The sequence below is a fragment of the Streptomyces sp. NPDC003379 genome, assembly GCF_053589195.1.
In genome coordinates this window covers 31933-56769 of sequence record NZ_JBSFRK010000015.1, presented here as the reverse complement: position 1 = coordinate 56769, position 24837 = coordinate 31933, and the positions used below count along the sequence as shown (strand labels likewise).

Genomic DNA, 24837 nt, shown 5'->3' with positions numbered 1-24837 from the left:
GTGAGGGAGATCTTGCTGGTCGGGGTGGCGGGATTTGAACCCACGGCCTTCCGCTCCCAAAGCGGACGCGCTACCAAGCTGCGCCACACCCCGTCGGTGCGACACGTAGGGTACATGCCCGCAGGCCGTGCGGCCCCCGGTCGAACGGGGGGCGTGAAGGGGGGTGTGCGGCGAAGGCCGTCGACCCGCTACGATGCCTGTCGTGCCGCGGGCCTTTCGGGCCACGGTGCGCCGTGCGGGCGTAGCTCAATGGTAGAGCCCTAGTCTTCCAAACTAGCTACGCGGGTTCGATTCCCGTCGCCCGCTCTGTACTGTCCCGGCCCGGTCCGCTGATTCCAGCGGCCGGGCCGGCGGTGTTCTCGCGCCGCCGCGCCGGCTCAGAAGCTGATCGAGTTGATGGTCTCCGCCAGTTCGTTCAGGAACCGGTTTATGGAGGGCGCCATGCCTGTCGAGGCGAGGAAGAAACCGAAGAGCACCGCGACGATCGCGGGCCCCGCCTTGAGTGATCCCCCGCGGATCAGCACTACAAGGATGATCGCCAACAGCAGCACCACTGACAGCGAAATGGCCACACTGATCACACCCTAGGTCGGTTCGCACTCCCGGCCCGGGGGGTACGACCCCGCACGCCCCCGCCACCGACCATCGTGCCACCAACAGGCCCGCTGTATGCGGCGGGTGACACATCGTCGGCCAACGTTCACGGGCCGGGCGCGCGGGGGCGCCTCAGGGGGGCGCGAGCGGCGCACCCCGGTGCGGGAATTCGACGACTCGCGGTCAGCGGGAATTCAGCTTGATCGTTGCCATCACCACACACGGCGTTCGCAGGAAATTCGAATTGTTGCGGGCGGCACATCCAGGGCTGTCAACGACTATCGGTCGCCGACCAATCGGACATTCCACTGGAGTCGCGCCTGCGGGCGTTATGCACCATTTAAACCGGATGAATTGTGACGTAAGGGGCACCATATGCCTACGTCTCTCTGTCCACCGAAGCGATTCGCGGGTATGCGGACGCGATAAGCGGTAATCGCCTCAGGGATTGACAGGGATCGGGTTGACGGAAGTGACGAGGGTTTTACGAAGACAGCGCCGCGACGCTAGGGTGCGTCAGATGTTCCACGCTGCCACCACCCCCGTAGGCGCAGTGCGGTCCCGGATCGTCTCACCGAGCTCTTGGTGGGAGGGCCTGTGACCAACTCGGTGCACCCGCACGGACGCCACCGGGCGCCGCTCCCCCCGGCCCAGGTGCCGACGGCCGGACCCCCGCCCCCGCGCACCCACTATCCGACCCCGCAGGCCCACACCGCTCCCCCCACTTCCCCCACTCCGGCCGGTCACCGCGCGGCCGCCCGCTCGGCGAAGCCCGCCAAACAGCGCGACGCGTTCTTCGACAACGCCAAGTACCTGGCGATCGTCCTCGTGGCGATGGCACACGCATGGGAACCCCTGACGGATCACAGCCGCGCCGCCGAGGCGCTGTACATGACCGTCTACACCTTCCACATGCCGGCGTTCATCCTGATCTCCGGCTACTTCTCCCGCAGCTTCGACATGCGGCCCGACCGCCTCAGGCGGCTGGTGACCGGCGTCGCCGTGCCGTACGTGATCTTCGAGGTGGCGTACACCCTCTTCAAGCGCTGGGCGGACGACGACCCGTCGCAGCCGATCAGCCTGCTCGACCCCTGGTACCTCACGTGGTTCCTCGTCGCGCTCTTCGTGTGGCGGCTCACCGTGCCGCTGTGGAAGATCGTGCGCTGGCCGGTGCCGCTCGCTCTGGCCATCGCCATGCTCGCCGTGATCTCCCCCGACATCGGCGACGACCTCGACCTCCAGCGCGTCCTGCAGTTCATGCCGTTCTTCGTCCTCGGCCTCTTCATGAAGCCCGAGCACTTCCAGCTGGTGCGCCGCCGCGAGGTGCGGATCCTGTCCGTGCCCGTCTTCGCGGCCGCGGTGCTGCTCGCCTACTGGGCGGGGCCCCGTATGACGTCCGTGTGGTTCTACCGCCGTGACAGCGCGCAGGAGTTGGGCGTGCCGTGGTGGGTCGGCATCGTGATGACGCTGGCGCTCTTCGGCTGCTCCGTGGTCCTCACCGCGTGCTTCTTCGCGTGGGTGCCGCGCCGCAGGATGTGGTTCACGATCCTCGGCGCCGGCACGCTGTACGGCTATCTGCTGCACGGCTTCCTCGCCAAGGGCTCCCGCTTCTGGGGCTGGTTCGAGGAGTACGACTGGCTGCACAAGCCGCTCGGTGAGATCTTCGTGACGGCGGTGGCCGCGACCGTGGTGACGCTGCTGTGCACGCCTCCGGTGCAGCGGATGTTCCGCTTCGCGATGGAGCCCAAGATGGAGTGGGCCTTCAAGCGGGACGCGGCGGAGCTGGCGCGGGAGCGCGCCAGGTCGACGACGTAGCGGCAAGGGTCGGCGGAGTCCCGACAGGGCGCGCGTGACGGCGTACTTCGCTGTCATGCGCGCCCTTGTCGTCTCGTCGCGTGGGCCTCACGGGCGAGGGCCTCGGCTTCTTGTCATCATGCCGCGGACCTCAGTGCCGCCCGTGCCGGGATCGTCGCCGATGCCAGGCCGAGGAGCAGCACCGCGCCGACGAAGGAGCCGTACACCAGCGGCGGGACGTAGGGGGACTCGCCGGTCAGGCCGTTCATCATCGGGACGAGCGTGGCGAGGGCGATGCCCGAGCCGATGGCGATGCCCGCGACGGCGACGATCAGGGCCTCCCAGCGGATCATCCGCATCACCTGGCGGTGCGTGGAGCCGATCAGGCGCAGCATGCCCAGTTCGCGGCGGCGGTCGAGGACCGTCATCACCAGGGTGTTGATCGCGGCGACGGCCGCGAAGCCGCCGAGGACGGCCGCCATGGTGGTGTTGGCCCAGGCGTTGAGTTCGCGGTCCAGGGACTGGGCGGTGGCGTAGCCGTCGCGGTCCTGGAGGGTGCCGAGGCCGGAGAGGGCCGCCGCGGAGCCGCCCCTGGTCCAGATCTCGGTGGCGAAGGCGGAGGTGACGTGCCGCTTCACGTCGGCGGCCGGCAGCGTCACCTGGGAGAGGCCGAGGCCCCTGCCGTACGTCGCCACGATCTTCGGCGCTGCCTTGGTGCCGTCGGGCAGGCGGACGGCGAGGCGGTCGCCGGTCTCGACGTGGGCGGAGCGGGCGAGCGCGGCGTCCACGGCGACCTCGCCCCTGCCGAGCTCGAGTGCGCCCGTCTCGATTTTGAGGTCCTGGACCTTGGCGAGGTCGGCGGCCGTGCCGGTGATGCCCTGCGCCGACGCCGACTCCAGCCAGCGGTCGCCGCCGGAGCCGACCGGGACGAGCACGGACGTCTTGAGCAGTCCGACGGCGGAGGTGACTCCCTCGGCGCCTTCGGCCCTGGCGAGCGCGCCCGGGGCGAGCCCGGTGTCCGAGGTGACGATGTGGTCGGCGGTGATGCCCTCGCGCTGCTGGTCGGCGGCGGCCCGGTCCTGGCTGGTGTGCATGAAGACCAGGACGGAGGAGAACGCCATGGCGAGCACGATCGGGGTGATCGCGGAGGCCAGGCGGCGGGCGTTCGAACGGGCGTTGGCGGCCGCGAGGAATCCGGACGCGTCGGCGCCGCGCAGTGCGAGGCCGAACAGGGCCGCGCAGCCGCGGGCCACCAGGGGGCCGAGCAGGGCCACGGCGAGCATGAAGAGCATGACGACGCCGAGCGCCGCGTTCGCCGCGTCCTCGCCGGTGTTGTTCGCGGCGAAGCCCGCGAAGACCGTGCCGCCGACGGCGGCGGCGACGCCCAGCGGCGTACGGATCCAGCCGAGCGGCATCCGCTCCACGGAGGCTTCGCTGAGCGCCTGGCCGGGCTTGACGCGGGACGGGCGGCGCGCGGCCATGAACCCGGCGCCGAGCGCGGTCACGAAGGCCACGCCGACGGCGGAGACGAGCGGGATGAAGGAGATGGACAGGTCCACCGCCTCCGGGATCGCGCCCTTCTCCTTCAGCTGTCCGAACCACCAGGTGGCCAGGGCGATGCCGGGCAGCAGGCCGACCGCTCCGGCGAGCGGCGCGACGAGCAGGGTCTCGGTGGCGATGGTGCGGCGGATCTGGCGCGGGGTGGTGCCGATGGCGCGCAGCAGCGCGTACTCGCGGGCGCGCTGGCCGACGGAGAGGGCGACGGTCCCGGCGGCGGTGAACACGGCGGTCAGGGTGGCGATGCCGCCGAAGGAGCCGCCGAGGCCGGTCAGCAGCTCCTTGGCGTAGGCCAGCTCCGAGCCCTCGGCGGCGCTGCGGTCGTCGCCGGTGTGGACCTCGGCCTTGCCGCCGACGGCGTGCGCCACCCGGGACTTGAGGGTGGCGTTCGAGACGCCCGCCTCGGGCAGTACGACGACGGCGTCGACGCGCCCCGGGTGCCCTGAGATGCGTACGGCCTCGGAGTCGGCGAACCAGGCGGTGGGCGCGCTCCGCCCGGCCTTGACGGTGCCGGACACACGGAAGTCGCGCGGGCCGTCCGCCGTGGTGAGCGTGGTGCGGTCGCCGACGGCGGCGCCGGGCGTGGCGAGGGCCACTTCGCCGGGGTGCGGGGCGCGGCCCGCGGTCAGCTTCTCGCCGGTGAAGGCGGTGGAGCCCCAGCCGTGCGCGGTGACGGCCTTGCCGCCGGACCGCACGGGGAAGGTGACGTCGGCGACGGCGGTGCGCGCGCCGGGCACCGCGGCGGCCTTGGCGACCAGGGAGTCGTCGAGCCGTGCCCGGTCGGGCAGCGGGGTGGCCGTCTCGGAGCGCTCCGCGCCGCTGCCGGTGGCGAAGTGGGCCTCCTGATCGGCGGCGGCCACGACGGGCGCGCCCGCGTAGCGGACGGGCGGTACGGAGGCGCGCAGGCCGGTCTCCAGGAGGATGCCGCAGGCGGCCACGATCAGCGAGGCCATCATCAGTGCGACGAAGGTGCCGGCGAAGGCGGCGGGCTTGAAGCGGACGGCCGCGCGGGCGAGGCCGTTGGGCACGTACGCCATTACGCGGCCGCTCCCGCGTACGCGGGGGCCGTCAGCGCGGTCATCCGGGCGGCGATCTGCTGGGCGGACGCGCGCTCCAGACGGTCGACGAGGGAGCCGTCGGCGAGGAAGAGGACGCGGTCCGCGTGGGCGGCGGCGGCCGGGTCGTGGGTGACCATGACGACGGTGGCGCCCATCGTGTCGACGGCCGAGCGGAGCAGGCCGAGGATCTCGGTGGCGGTGGTGGTGTCCAGGGCGCCGGTCGGTTCGTCGGCGAAGATCACGTCCGGCTCGGTGACGAGGGCGCGGGCGATGGCGACGCGCTGCTGCTGGCCGCCGGAGAGCTGGCCTGGGCGGCGGCGCGCCTTGTCGCCGAGGCCGACGCGGGCCAGCATGTCGGCGGCCTTGCGGCGGTCGGCGCGGCGGCCCGCGAGGCGCATCGGCAGGACGACGTTCTGCTCGACGGTCAGCGACGGCAGCAGGTTGAACGCCTGGAAGACGAAGCCGAGGCGGGTGCGGCGCAGGGCGGTGAGCTTGTTCTCGCTCATGCCGGTGATGTCGGTGCCGCCGAGGTGCACGCTGCCGGAGCTGGGCCGGTCGAGGCCGGCCGCGCACTGCAGGAACGTGGACTTGCCGGAGCCGGAGGGCCCCATGACGGCGGTGAAGCTGCCGCGCGGCAGGGCGAGGTCGATGCCGGCGAGCGCGTGCACGGCGCCGGCGCCCCGGCCGTACCGGCGGCGGACACCGCGCAGTTCGACGGCCCAGTCGCCGGGCCGGGCGCTCGGCATCGGGGGCGTCGGAGCCGCTCCCGTGCGCTCTTCGGTCCGGTGCTTCCGTCGCAGCCCCATGGCTGTTGCCCGCCTTCCGTTCGTACGTTCCTGGTCGATGTCTCGAACGTACGGATCCGGGGGTGCCGTGGACCATGAGGGCGGCTGGCGAACCCGGGGTAGGGAGAACCCCACCCCGGACGGTCAGGAATCCGACCCCGTCAGGGAAACGCTCAGCCCTCCCGGCAGATCAGCAGCAACGCCCTGTCGTCGTTCACGTCCTTCGCGACCGCCTCGATCAGGTGCCACGCGGCGCCGTGGAAGCCGCCGGCCACGTAGCGGTCGGCCTCGCCCGTGAGGCGGTCGATTCCCTCGGCGATGTCGCGGTCCGAGGTCTCCACGAGGCCGTCGGTGAAGAGCATCAGGACGTCGCCGGGGCGCAGCATGCCCTTGACCGGGTCGAACTGGGCGCCGTCGTAGACGCCGAGGAGCGGGCCCTGGCCCGTCTTCTCCTCCCAGCGGCCGCTGCCCGCGCTGAGCTGGAGGCCCGGCGGGTGGCCCGCCGAGAAGAGTTCGTAGTCGCCGGTCTCCAGGTCGAGGACCAGGTGGATGGAGGTCGCGAAGCCCTCGTCCCAGTCCTGGCGGAGGAGGTAGCCGTTGGCCGCCGGGAGGAAGGAGTGCGGGGGCAGCGAGCCGAGGAGGCCGCCGAAGGCGCCGGACAGGAGCAGGGCGCGCGAGCCGGCGTCCATGCCCTTGCCGGAGACGTCGGTGAGGACGGCTTCCAGGGTGCGGCCGCCGTTCGTGCGGGCCGCGACGACGAAGTCGCCGGAGAAGGACTGCCCGCCGGCCGGGCGCAGCGCCATCTCGCGGTGCCAGCCGCGCGGCAGCTTCGGCAGTTTGCTCTGTACGCGGATGCGCTCGCGCAGGTCGAACAGCATGGTGCCGCCGCCGCGCCAGGGCACACCGACGCGGCTGCGGAACTGGGCGATGGTCAGTCCGAAGAAGCCGCAGGCGGCCACCACGAGGACCACGCCCGGGGTGACGCGCGAGGGCCCTTCGGTGTACGGGCCGAGCTGGACGGACTCCACGATCAGCGCGACGGCGGACGCCGCGTACAGGCCGAGGAGGCTGGCGGGGCGCAGGAGCAGCCCGCCCGTGACGATGGGCAGGACGAGGGCGGCGGGCGCGCACCAGACGTTGTTGACGATCGTGCCGCAGGTGATCAGCGGGATGGTGACGAGCAGCCCGGCCAGGGCGACCCAGTCGGAGCCGTCGCCGCGGAAGTAGTCGACCCCGGATTTGCGCAGCGCGATGCGGACCCGGTGCAGCCGCTTCTTCATCCGGGCCGTGAATGTCTCGGCTTGCGCCCGTCGCTCGCGACGCTCTCCTCGTACCGCCATTGCTCGTGGACCTTATCCAGCGGGCCGCGTACTTCGCACGGGAGGTCCCGGTTGTCCCCCGTCTCAGGCGTGTTCAGGACGGGCCGCGACGGCCGGTTGCGCCCGCGAAAATCCCGTCGCATCGGGCGTATCGCCCTGGTACTCATGGCATATGACGACAGACTTGCGGGTGCTCGCGGAGTCCGAATGGGACGTCTGGTACGGGGTGTTGGAGCTGGCGTTCGGCGGTGTGCCCGAGTCGGCGCAGGAGCGTGAGCTGTGGCGGGCGCTGGCCGAGCCGGACCGGTCGATGGGCGTGTGGGACGGGGACGCGTGCGTGGGGACGGCGGGGGCGTTCTCCTTCCGGCTCTCCGTGCCGGCGGCGCCCTGGTGGACACGGCGGGCGTCACGATGGTGGGCGTCGCGGCCACGCACCGGCGGCGCGGGATTCTGACGTCGATGATGCGCAGACAGCTGGACGACGTGCGCGCGGCGGGCGAGCCGCTGGCCGTGCTGACCGCCTCCGAGCCGGTCATCTACGGCCGGTTCGGGTACGGCACGGCCACCTTGCAGATGAAGGCCGACATCGACACGACCCGGGTGCGGCTGTCCGTACCGGCCGGGACGGATGACGTACTTCTGCGGTACGCGCGGCCGGCCGATGTCCACGAAGCGTGCGAGGCGCTGTACGCGCGCCGGGTCACCGAGCGGCCGGGGATGACAGCCCGGCGGCCCGGCTGGGAGCGGCTCGGGCTGCTCGACCCGGAGAGCGAGCGGGGCGGCGCGTCACCGCTCCAGTGCGTGGTCGCCGAACGCGCGGGTGAACTCGTCGGGTACGTGCGGTTCGCCGTCAAGCCCGACTGGGACTGGAAGGGCCCCAAGGGCGCGGTCCATGTGCGGGATCTGGAGGCCCAGGATCCGGCGGCGTGCGCGGCGCTGTGGCGGTTCCTGTTCGACATCGACCTGACGTCTTCGGTCTTCGCGCGCAGCCGTCCGGTGGACGATCCGCTGCTCCAGCTCGTCTCGGACATCCGGCGGTGCGACATAACGGTGCGGGACTCGCTGCACGTGCGGCTCGTGGAGGTGGGCGCGGCGCTGGAGGCGCGTACGTATCAGGCGCCCGTGGACGTGGTGTTCGACGTCGAGGACGCCTTCTGCCCCTGGAACGCGGGACGTTGGCGGCTCACCGGCGACACCAAGGGCGCGTCGTGCGAGCGTACGCGGGACGCGGCCGACCTCGCCCTGTCCGTACGGGAGTTGGGCTCCGCGTATCTGGGCGGTGTGTCCCTGTCGTCGCTGGCGGGCGCGGGGCGGGTGCGGGAGCTGCGGCAGGGCGCGCTGGCCGAGGCTTCGGTGGCCTTCGGGTCGGATGTGGCGCCGTGGCTGCCGCACGGGTTCTAGCCGGGGGCTTCGGGCGGGGGCTTCAGGCGGGGTGGCCCAGCGGGGTCTTGGCCTTGCGGGTGGCGAGGTAGAGGGCGACCAGCCAGCCGATCAGCGAGGCGCCGAGGGCGATGTTGAGGATGAGGACCACCCAGCGCAGTTCGACTCCTCGGTTGAAGGCGATGAGGGACGGCAGCAGGTAGAGCATGCAGGTGAGCGCCGCGAGGGTGAGGCCGCCGACCGAGCCGAGATCGAAGTAGGGCAGATCGATACCGAACATGAAGTGAACCCCCGCTGAGCTGGTCGAACAATGGCCGATCAGGCGACCGCTGGTCGGGCGATCGAACTGGTGGAGCGATCTTAACCGCGCCGCCGGCCGGCCCCGCCGGGCCGCTGGCAGGCCGGGCACCAGAAGAGGTTGCGGGCTGCGAGGTCGGCGGTGCGGATGTCGCCGCCGCAGATGTGGCACGGCTGGTTGGCCCTGCGGTAGACGTACACCTCGCCGCCGTGGTCGTCGACGCGCGGCGGGCGGCCCATCGCCTCCGGGGTGTGCTCGGGCCGGACGGTGTCGATCCGGTTGAGGCGCACGCCCTCGCGCATCAGCTCGACGAGGTCCGCCCAGATCGCGTTCCACCGGGCCTCGCCGAGGTCCTTGCCCTGGGTGTACGGATCGATGCCGTGCCGGAAGAGGACCTCGGCGCGGTAGACGTTGCCGACGCCCGAGATGACCTTCTGGTCCATGAGGAGCGCGGCGACGGTGGTGCGGCTGCGGGCGATCCGGCGGTAGGCCTTGCCCGGGTCGTCCCCTTCCCTGAGGGGGTCGGGGCCGAGCCGGTCGTGTATCGCCTGCTTCTCCTCGTACGTGATCAGGGCGCAGGCGGTCGGGCCGCGCAGGTCGGAGTAGTACGTGTCGTTCAGGAGGCGGAGGCGGACGGTGTCCGTGGGGGGTGGCGCGGGGCACTCGCCGAGGGCGTATTTGCCGAACAGTCCGAGGTGGATGTGTATCCAGTCGTCCTCGCCGAAGCCCAGGAAGAGGTGCTTTCCGTGGGCCTCGGCGGTTTCCAGCACTCGGCCCGTGACCAGCTCGACGCTGTCGGAGAACTTGCCCTGTGGGCTGGTCGCCCGGACGGGACGGTTCTGGAACCGTTCCCGGTGGTCGGCCGCGAGCCGGTGAATGGTGTGCCCCTCCGGCACGGGGTCCCTCCGGGGTTGTGCGAGGTAAAGAAATCGAGGGTACGGAAATCGCCTTGAGGGCTCGTCCTCGAACGCCGGACGGGCTGAAAACCAGCGCCGCCCGGCGAACGGGTCCGCTACTGCTGGGGGTGGTGGGCCGGGATCGGGGGCAGCTCGCCGGTCTCCTCGTACGCCGACAGCATGTCGATCCGCCGGGTGTGCCGCTCCTCACCGGAGTACGCCGTGCCCAGGAAGATCTCGACGAACTTCGTCGCCTCGTCCTGCGTGTGCATCCGGCCGCCGATCGAGACGACGTTCGCGTCGTTGTGCTCCCGGCCCAGCGCCGCCGTCTCCTCGCTCCAGGCCAGCGCCGCGCGGACGCCCCTGACCTTGTTCGCGGCGATCTGCTCGCCGTTGCCGGAGCCGCCGATGACGATGCCGAGGGCCTCGGGGTCCGCGGCGGTCCTCTCCGCGGCGCGCAGGCAGAACGGGGGGTAGTCGTCCTGGGCGTCATAGATGTGGGGCCCGCAGTCGACGGGCTCGTGGCCGTGGCTCTTGAGCCATTCGACCAGGTGGTTCTTGAGTTCGTAGCCGGCATGATCCGAGCCGAGGTACACGCGCATGCGTCCGAGTGTGGCACGTCGCGCGACGGAGGGCCGCGACCGGGGCCGGACCCGCACGGCCGAGGGGCGGCCGGGGCAGGGACCAAGGTTCAGGCCAAAGGGCCTGAATGCAACGATCCGGATTCAGGACTTCCGTCCCGATCGCTCCTGAGTTTGAATGCGGGGGCTCGTGACCCGAGAACTTAAGGATTCGTCCATGACCTCGCAACCCTCCCTTGCGAAGGCAGACAGCAACCCCCCATCCCCTGGGGAACCGCGGTCTGACGGCAGTGGTGACAGTGGTGACACCGGCGACGGCCTGAAAGCGGGTCTGAAGAACCGCCACCTCTCCATGATCGCGATCGGCGGTGTGATCGGCGCCGGTCTCTTCGTCGGTTCCAGTTCCGGCATCGCCGCCGCCGGGCCCGCCATTCTCGTCTCGTACGCCCTCGTCGGCACGATGGTCGTCCTCGTGATGCGGATGCTGGGCGAGATGGCCGCCGCGCGGCCCGCCTCCGGCTCCTTCTCCACCTACGCCGACCAGGCGCTCGGCCGCTGGGCCGGCTTCTCCATCGGCTGGCTCTACTGGTTCTTCTGGGTCGTCGTCCTCGCGGTGGAGGCCACCGCGGGAGCCGTGATCCTCAACGGCTGGATACCCGCCGTCCCCCAGTGGGGCTGGGCGCTCATCGTGATGGTGGTGCTCACCGCCACGAACCTCGTCTCGGTCGGCTCGTACGGCGAGTTCGAGTTCTGGTTCGCCGGCATCAAGGTCGTCGCGATCGGCGCGTTCGTCGCCATCGGTCTGCTCGCCGTCTTCGGCGTGCTGCCCGGCTCGGACAACCCGGGCGCGGGATTCGCGCACCTCACCGACGCGGGCGGCTTCCTGCCCAAGGGCGCGGGCGCCATCCTCACCGGTGTGCTGATGGTCGTCTTCTCCTTCATGGGCAGCGAGATCGTCACGCTGGCCGCCGGTGAGTCCGAGGACCCGCAGCGCGCGGTCACCAAGGCGACGAACAGCGTGATCTGGCGCATCGGCGTCTTCTACCTGGGCTCGATCTTCGTCGTGATCACGCTGCTTCCGTGGAACGACAAGTCGATCACCGAGCACGGTTCGTACGTCGCCGCGCTCAACTCGATCGGCATCCCGCACGCCGGTCAGGTCATGAACGTCATCGTGCTCACGGCCGTGCTGTCCTGCCTCAACTCGGGCCTCTACACCGCCTCCCGGATGGCCTTCTCGCTCGGTCGGCGCGGTGACGCGCCCAGGGCCTTCGCGCGGACCAACAAGCGCGGCGTGCCGCAGGCCGCGATCCTCGGCTCCGTCGTCTTCGGCTTCCTCGCCGTCTGGTTCAACTACCAGTGGAAGGACACCGTCTTCGACTTCCTGCTGAACTCCTCGGGCGCGGTGGCCCTCTTCGTGTGGCTGATGATCTGCTTCACGCAGCTGCGGATGCGCGGGATCATCCTGCGCGAGGAGCCGGAGAAGCTCGTCGTGAAGATGTGGCTCTTCCCGTATCTGACGTGGGTCACGATCGCGATGATCTCGTTCGTCCTCATCTACATGCTGACCGATGAGGCCGGGCGCAAGCAGGTGCTGCTCTCGCTCCTGGCGGCCGCGTTCGTGGTCGTGTTCTCGGTGGTGCGCGAGAAGATCCGGCCTCGGGCCGAGGTCTGATCCCTAGTTCTTCTCGGGGTCCCGTGATTAGTTGACGGTAGTTGTCAGCTTTTCGCGGGACCCTCTCCGTTGTTCAGACAGACGTACGCACATCAGGCGTATGCGGCTCAACGGAGGCTCCTCGTGGATTTCACCGCCCAGCGACTCGTGTTCCGGCCCGGCGACACCGGGTACGACGACGAACTCGCCGGATTCCAGACCGGTTTCGTGGCCCGGCCCGACCTCGTCGTCGGTGCCACGAGTGCCGAGGATGTCGTCGCCGCCGTCTCGTACGCCGCCGGGCACAGCCTTCCCGTAGGGGTGCAGGCCACCGGGCACGGGCTTCCCGGCGCTTCGGAGGGCGGCGTCCTGATCAGTACGCGGCGGATGGACTCCGTCCGGGTGGACGCCGAGGCGCGCACCGTCACCGTCGGCGCCGGTGCCCGCTGGGGCCAGGTCGTGGAGGCCGCGGCGCCCCACGGGCTCGCCCCGCTGAACGGCTCGGCGCCGGGTGTGGGCGCCGTGTCGTACACGCTGGGCGGCGGGTTCGGCATCCTGGCGAGGGAGTTCGGTTACGCGGCCGACCACGTCCGCTCGCTCGACGTCGTCACGGCGGACGGCACCCTGCGCCATGTCACCGCCGACAGCGCCCCGGAGCTGTTCTGGGGCCTGCTCGGCGGCGGCGCGAACCTCGGCGTGGTCACGGAGCTGGAGACCGGTCTCGTGCCGGTGGCGCGGCTGTACGGCGGGGCGATCGCGTTCGACGGGCGTACGACGGACCCGGCCGCCCTGCTGAGCGGCTACGAGGAGTGGACGCGGGCCCTGCCCGACGAGCTGACCTCGTCGCTGTCGGCCCTCCTCTACCCGGACATCCCCCAGCTCCCGCCGCATCTGCGCGGCCGCTATCTCGTCTCAGTGCGCGTCGCGTTCACGGGGTCGCGGGCGCAGGGCGAGCGGCTGGTGGCGCCGTTGCGCGCGCTCGGGCCCGCCGTGTCGGACACGCTGCGGGAGATGCCGTACGCCGAGAGCTCCACGATCCACAGCGACCCGGACTTCCCGCACGCGTACTACGGGGACAGCGTGGTCCTGAGCGGCCTCGACACCGCCGCGGCCGGTGAACTGCTCGCCCTGACCGGGCGGGACGCCGCCTCGATGCACGTGGTCCAGGTCAACCACCTGGGCGGCGCCCTCGCGCGGCCCGCGGGGAACGCGGTGCCCTACCGCGACGCGGGCTGGCTCGTCCGGATCCTCTCCCCGCTGGACGGCACGGATGTCGCGGCGGTGCGGGAGCTGCACGCGCGGGCGTTCGGGCGCGTGGCGGGGCAGGCGATCGGGCGCTCGCTGAACTTCGCGTTCGGCGGCGGCGACCGGCCCGAGGGGCTCTACGACGCACAGACGCGGAAGAGGCTCGCCGAGCTGAAGGCCACGTACGACCCGGCGAACCTCTTCAGGCGGAACTACAGCGTCCGTACTATCGGTTGAGGAACTTCCACGCGGTCGGCAGCGCGCCCATCGCGAGGGCCGCCTTCAGGGCGTCACCGATCAGGAAGGGCGTGAGCCCCGCGGCGACGGCCTGGGTCAGCGACATGCCGGTCGCGGCGGCGAGGTACGGGACGCCGACCGCGTAGATGATCGCGGAGCCGAGCACCATCGTGCCCGCCATGCGTGCCACGGAGCGGTCGGCGCCGCGGCGGGCGAGGGCGCCCACCACCGTGGCGGCGAGCAGCATGCCGAGGACGTAGCCGAGGGTGGGGACCGCGACGCCGGAGTTCGCCTGGGCGAACCACGGCATGCCGGCCATGCCGACGAGGGCGTACAGCGCGAGGGAGAGGAAGCCGCGGCGGGCGCCGAGCGCGGTGCCGACGAGCAGCGCGGCGAAGGTCTGCCCGGTCACCGGGACCGGGGAGCCCGGCACGGGCACGGCGATCTGGGCGGCGATCCCGGTGAGCGCGGCGCCGCCGAGCACGAGCGCCGCGTCCTTCACGCGGGACGCGGGCAGCAGGTCGGCGAGGACCTGGCCGGGGCGGGTGGTGGCAGCGGCGATGCTCATCGGGACTCCGCGGGGACGTGGGGCGGGTTGGGACGCGTTGACGCTATCCCAGGCGGGGGCGGCGCCACACGATCTCAGGGTGACAACCCGGAGGCGGGGCCTTGGTGGGCTCCGCACAAAGGGCTTCGCGTACACCTCGTACGGCGTGACGCTCGTCACGGAGGTGAGCGGGTGGGTGCCCCGTTTTGCGCGGGGGGCCGCCGCCCGGGGAGACTGTGGAGTCCCGCCAAAGTCTTGTGACCCCGAGAGCAGCGCTGAGCACCATGCACGACCCCCAGGCCACGGCCACTGAGTCCCTCGGAGTGCTCGGAGTCGAGAACGAACCGCTCAGCGGTGGGCTCAAGCAGCGGCACCTCACCATGCTGGGGCTCGGCGGGGTCATCGGGGCCGGACTGTTCGTCGGGTCGGGGGCGGGGATCGCCGTCGCGGGGCCCGGGATCGTGGTCTCGTATCTGATCGCGGGCGCGCTCGCGATGTGTGTGATGCGGATGCTCGGCGAGATGTCGGCGGCGATGCCCGCCTCGGGGTCGTTCTCGGTGCACGCGGAGCGGGCGCTCGGCCGCTGGGCCGGGTTCAGCGTCGGCTGGCTCTACTGGTTCCTGCTGGTCGTCGTGCTCGCCGTGGAGGCGACCGGCGCCGCGCAGATCGCCAACGGCTGGGCGCCGGCGGTCCCGCAGTGGGCCTGGGTGCTGATCTTCATGCTGGTCTTCACGGCCGCCAACCTCGCGTCGGTGAAGAACTTCGGCGAGTTCGAGTTCTGGTTCGCGACGCTGAAGGTCTTCGCGATCGTCGCGTTCCTCGTGCTCGGCCTGCTCGCGATCTTCGGGGTGCTGCCCGAGACGGATTCCGTGGGCCTCGCCCATCTCACCGGTGACGGCGGTTTCCTGCCCAACGGCTGGGACGGCGTGATCTCCGGAGTCCTCGCCGTCGTCTTCGCCTTCGGCGGCCTGGAGGTCGTCACGATCGCCGCCGCCGAGTCCGACGACCCGGTGCGCTCGGTCGCCCGCGCGGTGCGCAGCGCCGTCTACCGCATCCTCTTCTTCTACGTCGGCTCGATGCTGGTCATCGTGACGGTGCTGCCGTGGACCGCGCAGCGGGCCGGCGTCAGCCCGTACGTCACGGTCCTCGACTCGATCGGCGTGCCGTCCGCCGGGACGATCATGAACATCGTGGTGTTCGTGGCCCTGCTCTCGGCGCTGAACGCCAACCTCTACGGGTCCTCCCGGATGGTCTTCTCGCTCGCCGAGCGCGGCGAGGCGCCGAAGGCCCTCCTGAAGGTGTCCGGGGGCGGGGTGCCGCGCCGCGCGGTCCTCGCTTCGGTCGCCTTCGGCTTCGTGTCGGTCGTACTCAATCTGAAGTGGCCGGACTCGGTCTTCCTCTACATGCTCAACTCGGTCGGCGCCGTACTGCTGTTCGTATGGGCGCTGATCGCGGTGTCGCAGCTGCGGCTGCGCCGGCGCATCGAGCGCGAGGCCCCGGAGCGGCTCGTGCTGCGGATGTGGGCCTTCCCGTATCTGACCTGGGCGGCGCTGGTCGCGATGGCCGCCGTGCTCGGCCTGATGCTGAACGACGACGGGGCACGCCCTCAGCTCCTGTGGTCGGCGGGGGCGACGGGGCTCGTACTGGCGGTGGCGGGGCTGCGGGAGTGGCGCGAGCGGCGGCGCGCATAGTGTGTGAAGGATTCGTGAACGTGAAGTGATCATTTCTTCACCATGTGTAAGCGTCGTGTCCGTATAGCGGTCAGCCATTCCCTGTCACCGGTACCGGACTTCAGACTGTGGGCCCGCTCGCTCCCCCGTCTCGGCTACTGAACAGGGCACGCCCATGTCTCGGACGTCCACTCCCCAGGACGCAGCACCCGACGAAGCACCCGGCTCGGCGCCCGACGCGGCCCCCGGCTCGGCACCCGCGGTCGACTCCCCGCTCGTCCACGGCCTCAAGCAGCGGCACCTCTCCATGATCGCCCTGGGCGGTGTGATCGGCGCCGGCCTCTTCGTGGGCTCCGGAGCGGGCATCGCCGCGGCGGGACCCTCGATCGTCCTCGCGTACGCGATATCCGGCGCCCTCGTCATGCTCGTGATGCGCATGCTGGGCGAGATGTCGGCGGCCAACCCGGCCTCCGGTTCCTTCTCGGTCCACGCCGAGCGGGCCATCGGCCCCTGGGCGGGCTTCACGGCGGGCTGGGGCTTCTGGTTCCTGCTCTGCGTCGCCGTCGGCCTGGAGGGCATCGGCGCCGCGAAGATCATGGTGGGCTGGTACCCCGACAGCCCGGAGTGGGCCTGGGTCGCCCTGTTCATGCTGGTGTTCTGCGGCGCGAACCTGACGGCCGTGAAGAACTTCGGCGAGTTCGAGTTCTGGTTCGCCGCGCTCAAGGTCGGCGCCATCACGCTCTTCCTCGGCATCGGTGTCCTCGCGATCCTCGGCATCCTGCCCGGCTCGGACGCCTCCGCCCCCGGCGCCGGGAACCTCACCGGCGCGGGCGGCTTCATGCCGAACGGCACGGACGGCCTGATCATCGGCCTGCTCGCCTCCGTCTTCGCGTACGGCGGTCTGGAGACCGTCACGATCGCGGCCGCCGAGTCCAAGAACCCGGTCCAGAGCGTCGCCAAGGCCGTGCGTACGGCGATGTGGCGCATCGCCCTCTTCTACGTCGGCTCCATGCTCGTCGTCGTCACGCTGCTGCCGTGGGACAACAAGGAAGTCGTCGCCAAGGGCCCCTACGTGGCCACGCTGGACCACCTCGGCATCCCCGGCGCCGGGCAGATCATGAACGTCATCGTGCTGATCGCCCTCCTCTCGGCGATGAACGCCAACATCTACGGCGCCTCGCGCATGTCGTACTCCCTCATCCAGCGCGGCCAGGGCCCGCGGGCGCTCGGCAAGGTCTCGGGCGGCGTGCCGCGCCTCGCGGTGCTCGCCTCCTCGGTCTTCGGCTTCGTCTGCGTCCTGCTCAGCTACTGGCGTCCGGACGACGTCTTCCCGTGGCTCCTGAACATGATCGGCGCGATGATCCTGGTCGTCTGGATCTTCATCGCCGTCTCGCAGCTGATCCTGCGCCGCAGGACGGAGCGCGAGGAGCCGCAGAAGCTGGTCGTGCGGATGTGGGCGTACCCCTTCCTCACCTGGGTGGCGCTGGCCGCGATGGCGTACATCTTCTACCTGATGACCGAACAGCCCGACACGCGCAAGCAGCTCCTGGCCACGGGGACGCTGACGCTGTGTCTCGCGGTGGTCGGGTTCGTGCGCCAGAGGGTGGCGGAGAAGCGGGCGGCGGCCGTGACGGCCGCGGAGTAAGGCACTCCCGTACGCGAAGGGGCCCGGGGTCGTCATCGACCCCGGGCCCCTTCGGCGTACCCGGTATCAGGCGTCCGGCGCAACCGGTGGTCCTAGGACAAAGGGCTGATCAACTTCGGCGGACTGCTGCTGCTAGCCTGCACTTGCGCATCAATTGCAATAAGAAGTAAGAAGCAGTAAGAAGCAGCAGTCGGAGGGCTCGGACATGGCCATTTACACGCTTCCTGAACTTCCGTACGACTACGCGGCGCTCGAACCGGTCATCAACCCGCAGATCATCGAGCTGCACCACGACAAGCACCACGCGGCGTACGTGAAGGGTGCCAACGACACCCTTGAGCAGCTGGAGGAGGCGCGCGACAAGGAGACGTGGGGCGCCATCAACGGCCTGGAGAAGAACCTGGCCTTCCACCTCTCCGGCCACATCCTGCACAGCATCTACTGGCACAACATGAACAGCCCCAAGGACGGTGGCGGCGGCGAGCCGCTGGCCGCCGACGGGGTCGGCGAGCTGGCGGACGCGATCACCGAGTCCTTCGGCTCCTTCGCCAAGTTCAAGGCCCAGCTGACCAAGGCCGCCGCGACGACGCAGGGCTCGGGCTGGGGCGTCCTCGCCTACGAGCCGCTCAGCGGCCGCCTCATCGTCGAACAGGTCTACGACCACCAGGGCAACGTCGGCCAGGGCTCCACGCCGGTCCTGGTCTTCGACGCCTGGGAGCACGCCTTCTACCTGCAGTACAAGAACCAGAAGGTCGACTTCATCGAGGCCATGTGGCAGGTCGTCAACTGGCAGGACGTCGCCAAGCGTTACGAGGCGGCCAAGCAGCGGGTGAACGCCCTGCTGCTGGCCCCGTGAGGCGACCCGCCCCATGACCCCGTGAAACGTCCCGCCTCGTGATCGTCTTCTCAACTTTCGCCGGGGCGGGCGGACAAAGGAAAGGCCCCCGTGAGGACGTGACTCACGGGGGCCTTTCGGTTGCCGCGATTCCGGAGGACCGTGGCAGGCATGTTGGACGAGAAGCACTGCCCCACGTGCCGACAACTGCACCTCTTCCGCAAGGTCACCCCCGCCGAGGAGGACCACATCGCCCGCATCGAGGGCCGGGCGCGGGCCCGCGGCTTCTGGCGCTGCACCAACCCCGGCTGCCTGTGGGTCCAGCCGTACCACGTGCAGAGCAAGGGCTTCCGTCTCCCGGAGGAGACCTTCGGCTAGCCCCGTCAGTCGAAGATCGGGCCCTGCGTCCGGGTCCGCTTGATCTCGTAGAAGCCCGGCGTCGAGGCGACGAGCAGCGTGCCGTCCCAGAGCCGCGCGGCGGCCTCGCCCTTGGGGGCGGGGGTGACGACCGGCCCGAAGAAGGCGATCTGCTCGCCGTCCGCGCCGGGCACCGCGATGACGGGCGTGCCGACCTCCTGGCCGACCTTGTCGATGCCCTCCTTGTGGGAGGCGCGCAGCTCGGTGTCGTACGCGTCGGAGTCCATGTACTCCGCGAGGTCGGCGGGCAGGCCGACGTCCTCCAGGGCGCCGATGACGGCCTCACGGGTGGCGCCCTCGCCACGGTTGTGGAAGCGGGTGCCGAGCGCGGTGTAGAGCTTCCCGGTGATCTCCTCGCCGTGCTTCTGCTGGGCGGCGACGACGACGCGCACCGGGCCCCATGCCTGGGTCGCGAGCATCTCGCGGTACTCCTCGGGAAGCTCGTCGAGCTTGTCCTCGTTCAGGACGGCGAGGCTCATCACGTGCCAGCGGACCTCGACGTCTCGGACCTTCTCCACTTCGAGCATCCAGCGCGACGTCATCCACGCCCAGGGGCACAGCGGGTCGAACCAGAAGTCGACCGGGGTCTTGCCGTTGTTCTCGGACATGTCTCTCCTAGGGAATGTGTTCGGCGCCTGGCCAGGGGAACGTCGGGGGTCTGTCGGGGCATTCCCGGATGTCGGCGGCCGACGGCACATGCGAGGATCGTAGACATTCGTACGAGTCAGGCGAATCAGAGTCGTGCGCGTTCATACGAGTCATGCGAGCCACAAGGGAGTGCCGCCCGTGCCCGGTGAGAATCTGTCCCGCGACGAGGCCCAGGAGAGGGCCGCGCTGCTCTCCGTCGATGGCTACGAGGTCTTTCTGGACCTGCGCTCGGCGGTCGGCGAGGGCGGTCAGGAGCCGCGCACGTTCCGCTCGGTGACCACGATCCGCTTCCGCGCCGAGCCGGGCGCCGCGAGCTTCGCGGACCTGGTCGCGCCGAGCGTCACGGCCCTCTCCCTCAACGGCAAGGACCTGGACCCGGCCGCCGTCTTCGACGGCACCCGGATCGCACTGGAGGACCTGTCCGAGGAGAACGAACTGGTGGTGGACGCCCAGTGCGCCTACAGCCGCACCGGTGAGGGCATGCACCGCTTCGTCGACCCCGAGGACGGCGAGGTCTACCTCTACACGCAGTACGAACCGGCGGACGCCCGCCGCGTCTTCGCCAACTTCGAACAGCCCGACCTGAAGGCCCCCTACCGCTTCGCGGTGCGGGCCCCCGAGGGGTGGACTGCGTGGTCGAACGGCGTCGGCGAACTGACCGACGGCGTCTGGAAGTTCGCCGAGACCAAACCGATCTCCACCTACATCACGGCGGTCGTGGCCGGCCCCTACCACTATGTGACCGACTCCTACGAGCGCATCCTCGACGACGGTACGCGCCTGGAGATCCCGCTCGGCGCGATGTGCCGCAAGGGCCTCGCCCCGCACTTCGACGCCGACGACGTCTTCCTGGTGACCAAGCAGGGCCTGGACTTCTTCCACGACAACTTCGACTGCCCCTACCCCTTCGGGAAGTACGACCAGGCCTTCGTGCCGGAGTACAACCTGGGCGCGATGGAGAACCCGGGCCTGGTGACGTTCCGCGAGGAGTTCATCTTCCGCGGCAAGGTGACCCAGGCGTCGTACGAGCGCCGGGCCAACGTGATCCTCCACGAGATGGCCCACATGTGGTTCGGGGACCTCGTCACCATGCGGTGGTGGGACGACCTGTGGCTCAAGGAGTCCTTCGCCGACTTCATGGGCTCCTTCTCGATGGTCGAGGCGACCCGCTTCACCAACGGCTGGATCACCTTCGCCAACAACCGCAAGTCCTGGGCCTACCGCGCCGACCAGCTGCCCTCCACGCACCCCGTCACGGCCGACATCCGCGACCTGGAGGACGCCAAGCTCAACTTCGACGGCATCACGTACGCCAAGGGCGCCTCGGTCCTCAAGCAGCTCGTCGCCTACGTCGGACGCGAGGCGTTCCTGGAGGGCGCCCGGCGCTACTTCAAGCGCCACGCGTACGGCAACACGGTCCTCGGCGACCTCCTGTCGGTCCTGGAGGAGACGTCCGGGCGCGACATGACGTCCTGGTCGCGGTCCTGGCTGCAGACGGCGGGCGTCAACTCCCTGACCCCGCAGGTCATCCTGAACGCGGAGGGCCGGATCACCGAGCTCTCCGTGCTCCAGGAGGCCGCCGAGTCGCACCCCGAACTGCGGCCGCACCGCGTGGCGGTGGGCCTGTACCGCAGGTCGGCCGTGGGCGGCGCCCTTGAGCGGTACGCCCGCGCGGAGATCGACGTCGGCGGGCCGCGCACGGTCGTGACCGAGCTGGCCGGCGAGGCGGCGCCCGAGCTGGTCCTGGTCAACGACGACGACCTCACCTACTGCAAGATCCGCTTCGACGAGAACTCCCTCGTGACGCTGCGGGAGCACCTCGGCGACATCACCGACCCGCTCGCCCGCGCCCTGTGCTGGTCGGCGCTGTGGAACCTCACGCGGGACGCGCTGATGCCCGCGCGTGACTTCATCGGGCTCGTGCTGGACTTCGCCGGGCGCGAGAGCGACATCGGCGTGCTGCAGATGCTGCACACGTGGACCCACTCCGCCCTCACGCACTACGCCGCGCCCGACTGGCGCGAGGAAGGCGGCCGGGCGCTCGCCGAGGGGGCCCTGCGCGAGCTGCGGATCGCCGAGCCGGGCAGCCAGCACCAGCTGACGTGGGCGCGGTTCTTCGCGGCGGTGGCGTCGTCGGCGGCCGATCTCCAGCTGCTCCAGGGCCTGCTTGCCGGTACGGCGAAGATCGACGGCCTGGACGTCGACCAGGAGCTGCGCTGGGCACTCCTCGGCCCGCTGGCCGCGCACGGCGTCGCCGACGAGAGCGCCCTCGCGGCGGAGCTGGCCCGGGACGACACGGCTTCGGGCAAGCGGCACCAGGTGCGGTGCCTGACCGCGCGGCCCTCGGCGGCGGTCAAGGCGCAGGCGTGGGCCTCCGTGGTGGAGTCGGACGCGCTGTCCAACGCGCTGGTGGAGGCGACGATCGCGGGGTTCGCGCAGCCGTCGCGGCGGGATCTCGCGGCGCCCTACGTCTCCAAGTATTTCGATGCGATCGAGCGGGTGTGGGCGGAGCGGTCCATCCAGATCGGCATGGACGTGGTACGGGGGCTGTTCCCGCATCTCCAGGGTGACGAGGGCACGCTGGCGGCGGCGGACGAGTGGCTCACGGCGCACGCGTCCGCCGCGCCGGCCCTGCGGCGCCTGGTCCTGGAGGCCCGTGACGACCTCGCGCGGTCGTTGCGGGCGCAGGGCTGCGACGCGGGGGCCTAGGCCGGCCGGGGGGACGGCCTCTTCCGGCCCCTGCCTCGGCGCCGCCCCCCCCCTGGCTCTGCCCTTCGCCTTTCCGCCGTCTCCGCCTTGTCCCGCCGCTTCGCGGCGGATGTCTCCCACCCACCCACCCGTTTACCCCGCATCGAGGGGTGGCCCCCGGGGGACATCCCATCCGCAGCTCAGGGCCTGGACGACTGGACGCGGAGCAACGGGCGGGTGGGTGGGGGAAACGTCCGCCGTGAAACGGCGGCACAAGGACGCCACCTCCAGCACAGGGCCCCAACAACTCAACACCGAGCAACGGGCGGGTGGGTGGGAAACGTTCGCCCCGAAGCGGCGGCGGCAAGCCCACCGCCCCCAGCGCAGGGCCTGGACGACTCGACGCGGAGCAACGGGTGGGTGGGTGGGAGACGTCCGCCGCGAAGCGGTGGGGAGATGAAGGAGAGCCCGCGGCCCCGGGCAGCGACACCTCGGTGAGGGAAGATCCTCGGCAGTCGAACGCCCTTGCTTTAGGGCGAGCTTGTCCAGGTTTGTCGACGGGTGTGTAACAGCGGTTAGGGGACAGCGCGGGGCAGGGAACGACCGGGGCATGAACCACGACATCCCGCTCTCCCCCCTCCCCCTCCAGCACCTCGCCGAGGTCCAGCCACGCGTCCTGAGCACGGCCCAGCTCCGCGAGCACGGCGTCTCCTCCGCCGACGCCGGCGCGCACTGCCGGCCCGGCGGCCCCTGGCAGCAGCTTCTGCCGGGCGTGTGTCTGCTGCACCCCGGCCCGCCGACCAGCGAGGAGCGGCTGCACGGCGCCCTGCTGTACGCGGGGCGCCCGCCGACCCGCGAGGCCCGTGCCGTGCCCGCGCAGCCCGGCGCGGGCGAGCCGCACGCCCTGTACGCCGAGGCGATCATCACGGGCCTCGCGGCGCTCACCCTGCACCGTTTCGCGTCCGCTCCCCCGCTGCTCTCCCTGGACCGTATCGACGTCCTGGTGCCCCGTACCCGGCGCCTGCGGTCCGTGGGGTTCGTCCGGTTGGTGCGCGATACCCCGTTGCCGATTCCCCAGCAGATCACGGGGGTTCCGGTGACGCCCGTGCCCCGCGCCCTCGCCGACGCCGTGGCGCAGCTCACCGAGGCGGGCGCCGTGCGCCGGCTGCTCACCGAGGCGGTGCGTGGCGGCCACTGCGATCCTCCGGCGGTGGTACGGGAGTTGAGCAACGCGGGGCTGCTGACCCTGCCGCACGTCATGGACGCCGTGGACTCGCTGCTCGCCGAGGGGCGGGCCATCGCGGAGGACCGGCTGTACCGGCTGGTGGCCGAGCACGGCCTGCCGGACCCGCTGTGGAACGTAGATCTGCGGCTGCCCGGCGGCCCGCATCTCGGCGGCGTCGACGCCTACTGGCCCGACCAGGCCGTCGCCGTGGATCTCGACACCCGCGCGCCCCGCCAAGGGCTGCGGCCGGACGACGACGCCGTGTGGTCCGAGTACGCCCGCAAGCGTGCGCACTTGGAGCGGCTCGGCATCACCGTCGTACACATCACTCCGAGGAAGCTCCGGGACGCGGCGGAGCAGCAGGCCGCCGTCGTGCGGACCGCGCTGATGGCGTCGGACGACCGCGACCCGGCGGCGTATGTCACCGTGCTGCCGCGATAGCGGACCCGCCCTGGCCTCGCCCCGGCCTCGCCCCGGCCTCGCCCGGTTACCGCCCGCCCTACTACCGTCCGCCCTGACCCCGCCCGCAGAACTCCGCCTCCATGACCGCGTTGCGGTCTCCCTCGGGCCCGTTGAAGTTGAGCGCCAGCGCATGGCGGCCGTCCGCCGTCGTCCCCGCCACGGAAGCCGAGCCGTGGATGTCGCCGCCGTGGCCCCAGACGACCGTGCCGCAGGTGGTGGTGAAGGGCTCAAGGCCGAGGCCGTACCGCTGGCCCGGCCGGTCGTCGCCCTTCGGCACGGTGGTCTTCATCTCGGCGAGCTGCCGCTCGGGCAGGAGCTTGCCGCGCAGCAGCGCGGTGTAGAAGCGGTTCAGGTCCGCCGAATCGGAGATCATCTCGCCTGCCGCGCCGGCCACGGACGGATTGAACTCCGTCACGTCGTGGTTCTTGGCGTCGGGGGCGTCGGAGAGCTTGCTGTAGGCGCGTGAACCGGGGCGCGGCATCGAGGACTTGGTGCCGGGTACGGACGTGGCGCGCAGGCCGAGCGGTTTGATGACGCGCTCCCTGATCTCCTGCCCGTACGGTACGCCGGAGACCTTCTCAATGATCATTCCGGCGAGGACGTAATTGGTGTTCGAGTATTTCCAGCCGGTGCCGGGCGCGAAGTCCGGTCGGTGGCGCATGGCGATCGCGACCTGCTGGCGAGGAGTCCAGGTGTCGTGGCGGTGGGTGAGGAACTCCTCGCTGAAGACCTTCTGCCGGAAGCCGTCGTCGGCTGTCACGTTGTAGATTCCGCTGGTGTGGTTGAGGAGTTGGCGGACCGTGATGCGGTCGCCGTCGTGGCCGTTCCCCTCGACGACGCCCGGCAGCCACTTCCCGACCGTGTCGTCGAGGTCGAGTCCGCCCTCGGCCTCCAGCTGGAGGAGGACCGTCGCGACGAAGGTCTTGGTGAGGCTGCCGACGCGGTAGCGGTCGTGGGCGCCGCGCGGGCTGTTCCGCTCCAGGTCGCCGATGCCCGCGGCGGCGTTCCAGGGGCCGTGCCGGTCCTTGACCTGTGCGGTCACGCCGGGGGCGTCCTCGTTGAGGGCGGCCTCCATCGCGCGCTGGGTCGCGCGGTGCCGGTCCCCGTGTCCGGGCGTCGCGGCGAGCGCGGGCGCCGCGAACGCGCCCGCCGCCACCGTCGCGGCCACCACCGCCGCGACACCCGCCCGCACCTTCAGTACTGCCATGAGCTGCCCCTTCCGGCCACACCTGCTGTCGGCCAAGGGGACCAGTGGGCCGGTGCGGAGGTTGAGCGGCCCGGCGTGGTTGAGCGGTATTCAGC

The 24837-nt window shown here is 70.9% G+C and carries 19 protein-coding genes, 2 tRNA genes and 1 pseudogene; 11 read left to right on the top strand and 11 right to left on the bottom strand.

Annotation, left to right across the window (positions count from 1 at the left end):
- Positions 1-16: 16 nt before the first annotated feature.
- A tRNA-Pro gene (locus tag ACWDVB_RS16755) sits at positions 17-93 on the bottom strand.
- A gap of 142 nt (positions 94-235) precedes the next feature.
- Between ACWDVB_RS16755 and ACWDVB_RS16750 the strand changes: the two genes are divergently transcribed.
- Positions 236-306, top strand: a tRNA-Gly gene (locus ACWDVB_RS16750).
- Between the two features lie 71 nt (positions 307-377).
- On the opposite strand, the gene ACWDVB_RS16745 is transcribed toward ACWDVB_RS16750, so the two are convergent.
- Positions 378-572 (bottom strand): hypothetical protein, encoded by a 195-nt coding sequence (locus ACWDVB_RS16745; RefSeq protein ID WP_127910262.1) that lies wholly within the window; start codon positions 570-572, stop codon positions 378-380.
- Positions 573-1191: 619 nt separating this feature from the next.
- Here ACWDVB_RS16745 and ACWDVB_RS16740 point away from each other — a divergent pair.
- Positions 1192-2409, top strand: coding sequence for an acyltransferase family protein (locus ACWDVB_RS16740; protein WP_451513180.1), 1218 nt, complete (start codon positions 1192-1194; stop codon positions 2407-2409).
- Between the two features lie 116 nt (positions 2410-2525).
- Here ACWDVB_RS16740 and ACWDVB_RS16735 read toward each other — a convergent pair whose 3' ends face one another.
- From ACWDVB_RS16735 to ACWDVB_RS16725, 3 genes are all read right to left on the bottom strand, one after another.
- Positions 2526-4982, bottom strand: coding sequence for an FtsX-like permease family protein (locus ACWDVB_RS16735; RefSeq protein WP_451513181.1), 2457 nt, complete (start codon positions 4980-4982; stop codon positions 2526-2528).
- A complete protein-coding gene (locus ACWDVB_RS16730) occupies positions 4982-5809 on the bottom strand; it encodes an ABC transporter ATP-binding protein (protein WP_451513182.1) in 828 nt (275 codons plus the stop codon). Before ACWDVB_RS16730 ends, ACWDVB_RS16735 begins: the two co-directional genes overlap by 1 nt.
- 152 nt (positions 5810-5961) lie before the next feature.
- Positions 5962-7128: a PP2C family protein-serine/threonine phosphatase gene (locus ACWDVB_RS16725; protein WP_451513183.1), complete on the bottom strand. Its 1167-nt coding sequence runs from the start codon at positions 7126-7128 to the stop codon at positions 5962-5964.
- Between ACWDVB_RS16725 and ACWDVB_RS16720 the strand changes: the two are divergent.
- Positions 7040-8508, top strand: a pseudogene (locus tag ACWDVB_RS16720) (GNAT family N-acetyltransferase). The gene ACWDVB_RS16725 and the pseudogene ACWDVB_RS16720 sit on opposite strands and share 89 nt — an antisense overlap.
- Positions 8509-8530: 22 nt before the next feature.
- Here the strand turns inward: ACWDVB_RS16720 and ACWDVB_RS16715 are convergent.
- The 3 genes from ACWDVB_RS16715 to ACWDVB_RS16705 form a co-directional block, all read right to left on the bottom strand.
- The gene (locus ACWDVB_RS16715; RefSeq protein ID WP_451513184.1) at positions 8531-8767 is read right to left on the bottom strand and encodes a superinfection immunity protein; all 237 of its coding nucleotides are present in this window, start codon (positions 8765-8767) and stop codon (positions 8531-8533) included.
- Between the two features lie 80 nt (positions 8768-8847).
- The gene (locus ACWDVB_RS16710; protein WP_451513185.1) at positions 8848-9681 is read right to left on the bottom strand and encodes an Fpg/Nei family DNA glycosylase; all 834 of its coding nucleotides are present in this window, start codon (positions 9679-9681) and stop codon (positions 8848-8850) included.
- Between the two features lie 116 nt (positions 9682-9797).
- Positions 9798-10283 carry a ribose-5-phosphate isomerase gene (locus tag ACWDVB_RS16705; RefSeq protein ID WP_451513186.1) on the bottom strand — a complete coding sequence of 162 codons (486 nt, stop codon included), beginning with the start codon at positions 10281-10283 and terminating at the stop codon, positions 9798-9800.
- A 196-nt stretch (positions 10284-10479) separates the two neighbouring features.
- Here ACWDVB_RS16705 and ACWDVB_RS16700 point away from each other — a divergent pair, with 196 nt between their 5' ends.
- Together ACWDVB_RS16700 and ACWDVB_RS16695 are read left to right on the top strand one after the other, a co-directional pair.
- Entirely contained in the window at positions 10480-11937 is a 1458-nt protein-coding gene (locus ACWDVB_RS16700; protein WP_451513187.1) for an amino acid permease, read from the top strand.
- 123 nt (positions 11938-12060) lie between these two features.
- Positions 12061-13398: an FAD-binding oxidoreductase gene (locus ACWDVB_RS16695; RefSeq protein ID WP_451513188.1), complete on the top strand. Its 1338-nt coding sequence runs from the start codon at positions 12061-12063 to the stop codon at positions 13396-13398.
- Here ACWDVB_RS16695 and ACWDVB_RS16690 read toward each other — a convergent pair.
- Positions 13388-13966 carry a biotin transporter BioY gene (locus tag ACWDVB_RS16690; RefSeq protein WP_451513189.1) on the bottom strand — a complete coding sequence of 193 codons (579 nt, stop codon included), beginning with the start codon at positions 13964-13966 and terminating at the stop codon, positions 13388-13390. The genes ACWDVB_RS16695 and ACWDVB_RS16690 overlap by 11 nt on opposite strands.
- 263 nt (positions 13967-14229) lie before the next feature.
- Here ACWDVB_RS16690 and ACWDVB_RS16685 point away from each other — a divergent pair, with 263 nt between their 5' ends.
- The 4 genes from ACWDVB_RS16685 to ACWDVB_RS16670 all read left to right on the top strand — a co-directional run bounded on the left by ACWDVB_RS16685 (position 14230) and on the right by ACWDVB_RS16670 (position 18473).
- On the top strand, positions 14230-15636 hold the full coding sequence (locus ACWDVB_RS16685; RefSeq protein ID WP_451513190.1) for an amino acid permease: 1407 nt from the start codon (positions 14230-14232) through the stop codon (positions 15634-15636).
- Positions 15637-15790: 154 nt separating this feature from the next.
- Positions 15791-17260 carry an amino acid permease gene (locus ACWDVB_RS16680; RefSeq protein ID WP_451513191.1) on the top strand — a complete coding sequence of 490 codons (1470 nt, stop codon included), beginning with the start codon at positions 15791-15793 and terminating at the stop codon, positions 17258-17260.
- A gap of 205 nt (positions 17261-17465) precedes the next feature.
- Positions 17466-18116 (top strand): superoxide dismutase, encoded by a 651-nt coding sequence (locus tag ACWDVB_RS16675; protein WP_451513192.1) that lies wholly within the window; start codon positions 17466-17468, stop codon positions 18114-18116.
- A 150-nt stretch (positions 18117-18266) separates the two neighbouring features.
- The gene (locus ACWDVB_RS16670; RefSeq protein WP_451513193.1) at positions 18267-18473 is read left to right on the top strand and encodes a hypothetical protein; all 207 of its coding nucleotides are present in this window, start codon (positions 18267-18269) and stop codon (positions 18471-18473) included.
- A 5-nt stretch (positions 18474-18478) separates the two neighbouring features.
- On the opposite strand, the gene ACWDVB_RS16665 is transcribed toward ACWDVB_RS16670, so the two are convergent.
- Entirely contained in the window at positions 18479-19120 is a 642-nt protein-coding gene (locus ACWDVB_RS16665) for a mycothiol-dependent nitroreductase Rv2466c family protein (RefSeq protein ID WP_451513194.1), read from the bottom strand.
- Between the two features lie 178 nt (positions 19121-19298).
- On the opposite strand from ACWDVB_RS16665, the gene pepN reads away from it, so the two are divergent.
- Positions 19299-21869, top strand: coding sequence for an aminopeptidase N (pepN, locus tag ACWDVB_RS16660; protein ID WP_451513195.1), 2571 nt, complete (start codon positions 19299-19301; stop codon positions 21867-21869).
- A 589-nt stretch (positions 21870-22458) separates the two neighbouring features.
- Entirely contained in the window at positions 22459-23514 is a 1056-nt protein-coding gene (locus ACWDVB_RS16655) for a hypothetical protein (protein WP_451513196.1), read from the top strand.
- Positions 23515-23575: 61 nt separating this feature from the next.
- Here ACWDVB_RS16655 and ACWDVB_RS16650 read toward each other — a convergent pair whose 3' ends face one another.
- Positions 23576-24742 (bottom strand): serine hydrolase domain-containing protein, encoded by a 1167-nt coding sequence (locus tag ACWDVB_RS16650; protein WP_451513197.1) that lies wholly within the window; start codon positions 24740-24742, stop codon positions 23576-23578.
- Positions 24743-24837: the final 95 nt, after the last annotated feature.

Coding starts and splice junctions, on each gene's coding strand:
- ACWDVB_RS16680 (WP_451513191.1), top strand. CDS start 15,791: ATGTCTCGGACGTCCACTCCCCAGGACGCAGCACCCGACGAAGCACCC.
- ACWDVB_RS16725 (WP_451513183.1), bottom strand. CDS start 7,128: ATGGCGGTACGAGGAGAGCGTCGCGAGCGACGGGCGCAAGCCGAGACA.
- ACWDVB_RS16675 (WP_451513192.1), top strand. CDS start 17,466: ATGGCCATTTACACGCTTCCTGAACTTCCGTACGACTACGCGGCGCTC.
- ACWDVB_RS16730 (WP_451513182.1), bottom strand. CDS start 5,809: ATGGGGCTGCGACGGAAGCACCGGACCGAAGAGCGCACGGGAGCGGCT.
- ACWDVB_RS16685 (WP_451513190.1), top strand. CDS start 14,230: ATGCACGACCCCCAGGCCACGGCCACTGAGTCCCTCGGAGTGCTCGGA.
- ACWDVB_RS16735 (WP_451513181.1), bottom strand. CDS start 4,982: ATGGCGTACGTGCCCAACGGCCTCGCCCGCGCGGCCGTCCGCTTCAAG.
- ACWDVB_RS16690 (WP_451513189.1), bottom strand. CDS start 13,966: ATGAGCATCGCCGCTGCCACCACCCGCCCCGGCCAGGTCCTCGCCGAC.
- ACWDVB_RS16650 (WP_451513197.1), bottom strand. CDS start 24,742: ATGGCAGTACTGAAGGTGCGGGCGGGTGTCGCGGCGGTGGTGGCCGCG.
- ACWDVB_RS16670 (WP_451513193.1), top strand. CDS start 18,267: ATGTTGGACGAGAAGCACTGCCCCACGTGCCGACAACTGCACCTCTTC.
- ACWDVB_RS16715 (WP_451513184.1), bottom strand. CDS start 8,767: ATGTTCGGTATCGATCTGCCCTACTTCGATCTCGGCTCGGTCGGCGGC.
- ACWDVB_RS16700 (WP_451513187.1), top strand. CDS start 10,480: ATGACCTCGCAACCCTCCCTTGCGAAGGCAGACAGCAACCCCCCATCC.
- ACWDVB_RS16705 (WP_451513186.1), bottom strand. CDS start 10,283: ATGCGCGTGTACCTCGGCTCGGATCATGCCGGCTACGAACTCAAGAAC.
- ACWDVB_RS16655 (WP_451513196.1), top strand. CDS start 22,459: ATGAACCACGACATCCCGCTCTCCCCCCTCCCCCTCCAGCACCTCGCC.
- ACWDVB_RS16665 (WP_451513194.1), bottom strand. CDS start 19,120: ATGTCCGAGAACAACGGCAAGACCCCGGTCGACTTCTGGTTCGACCCG.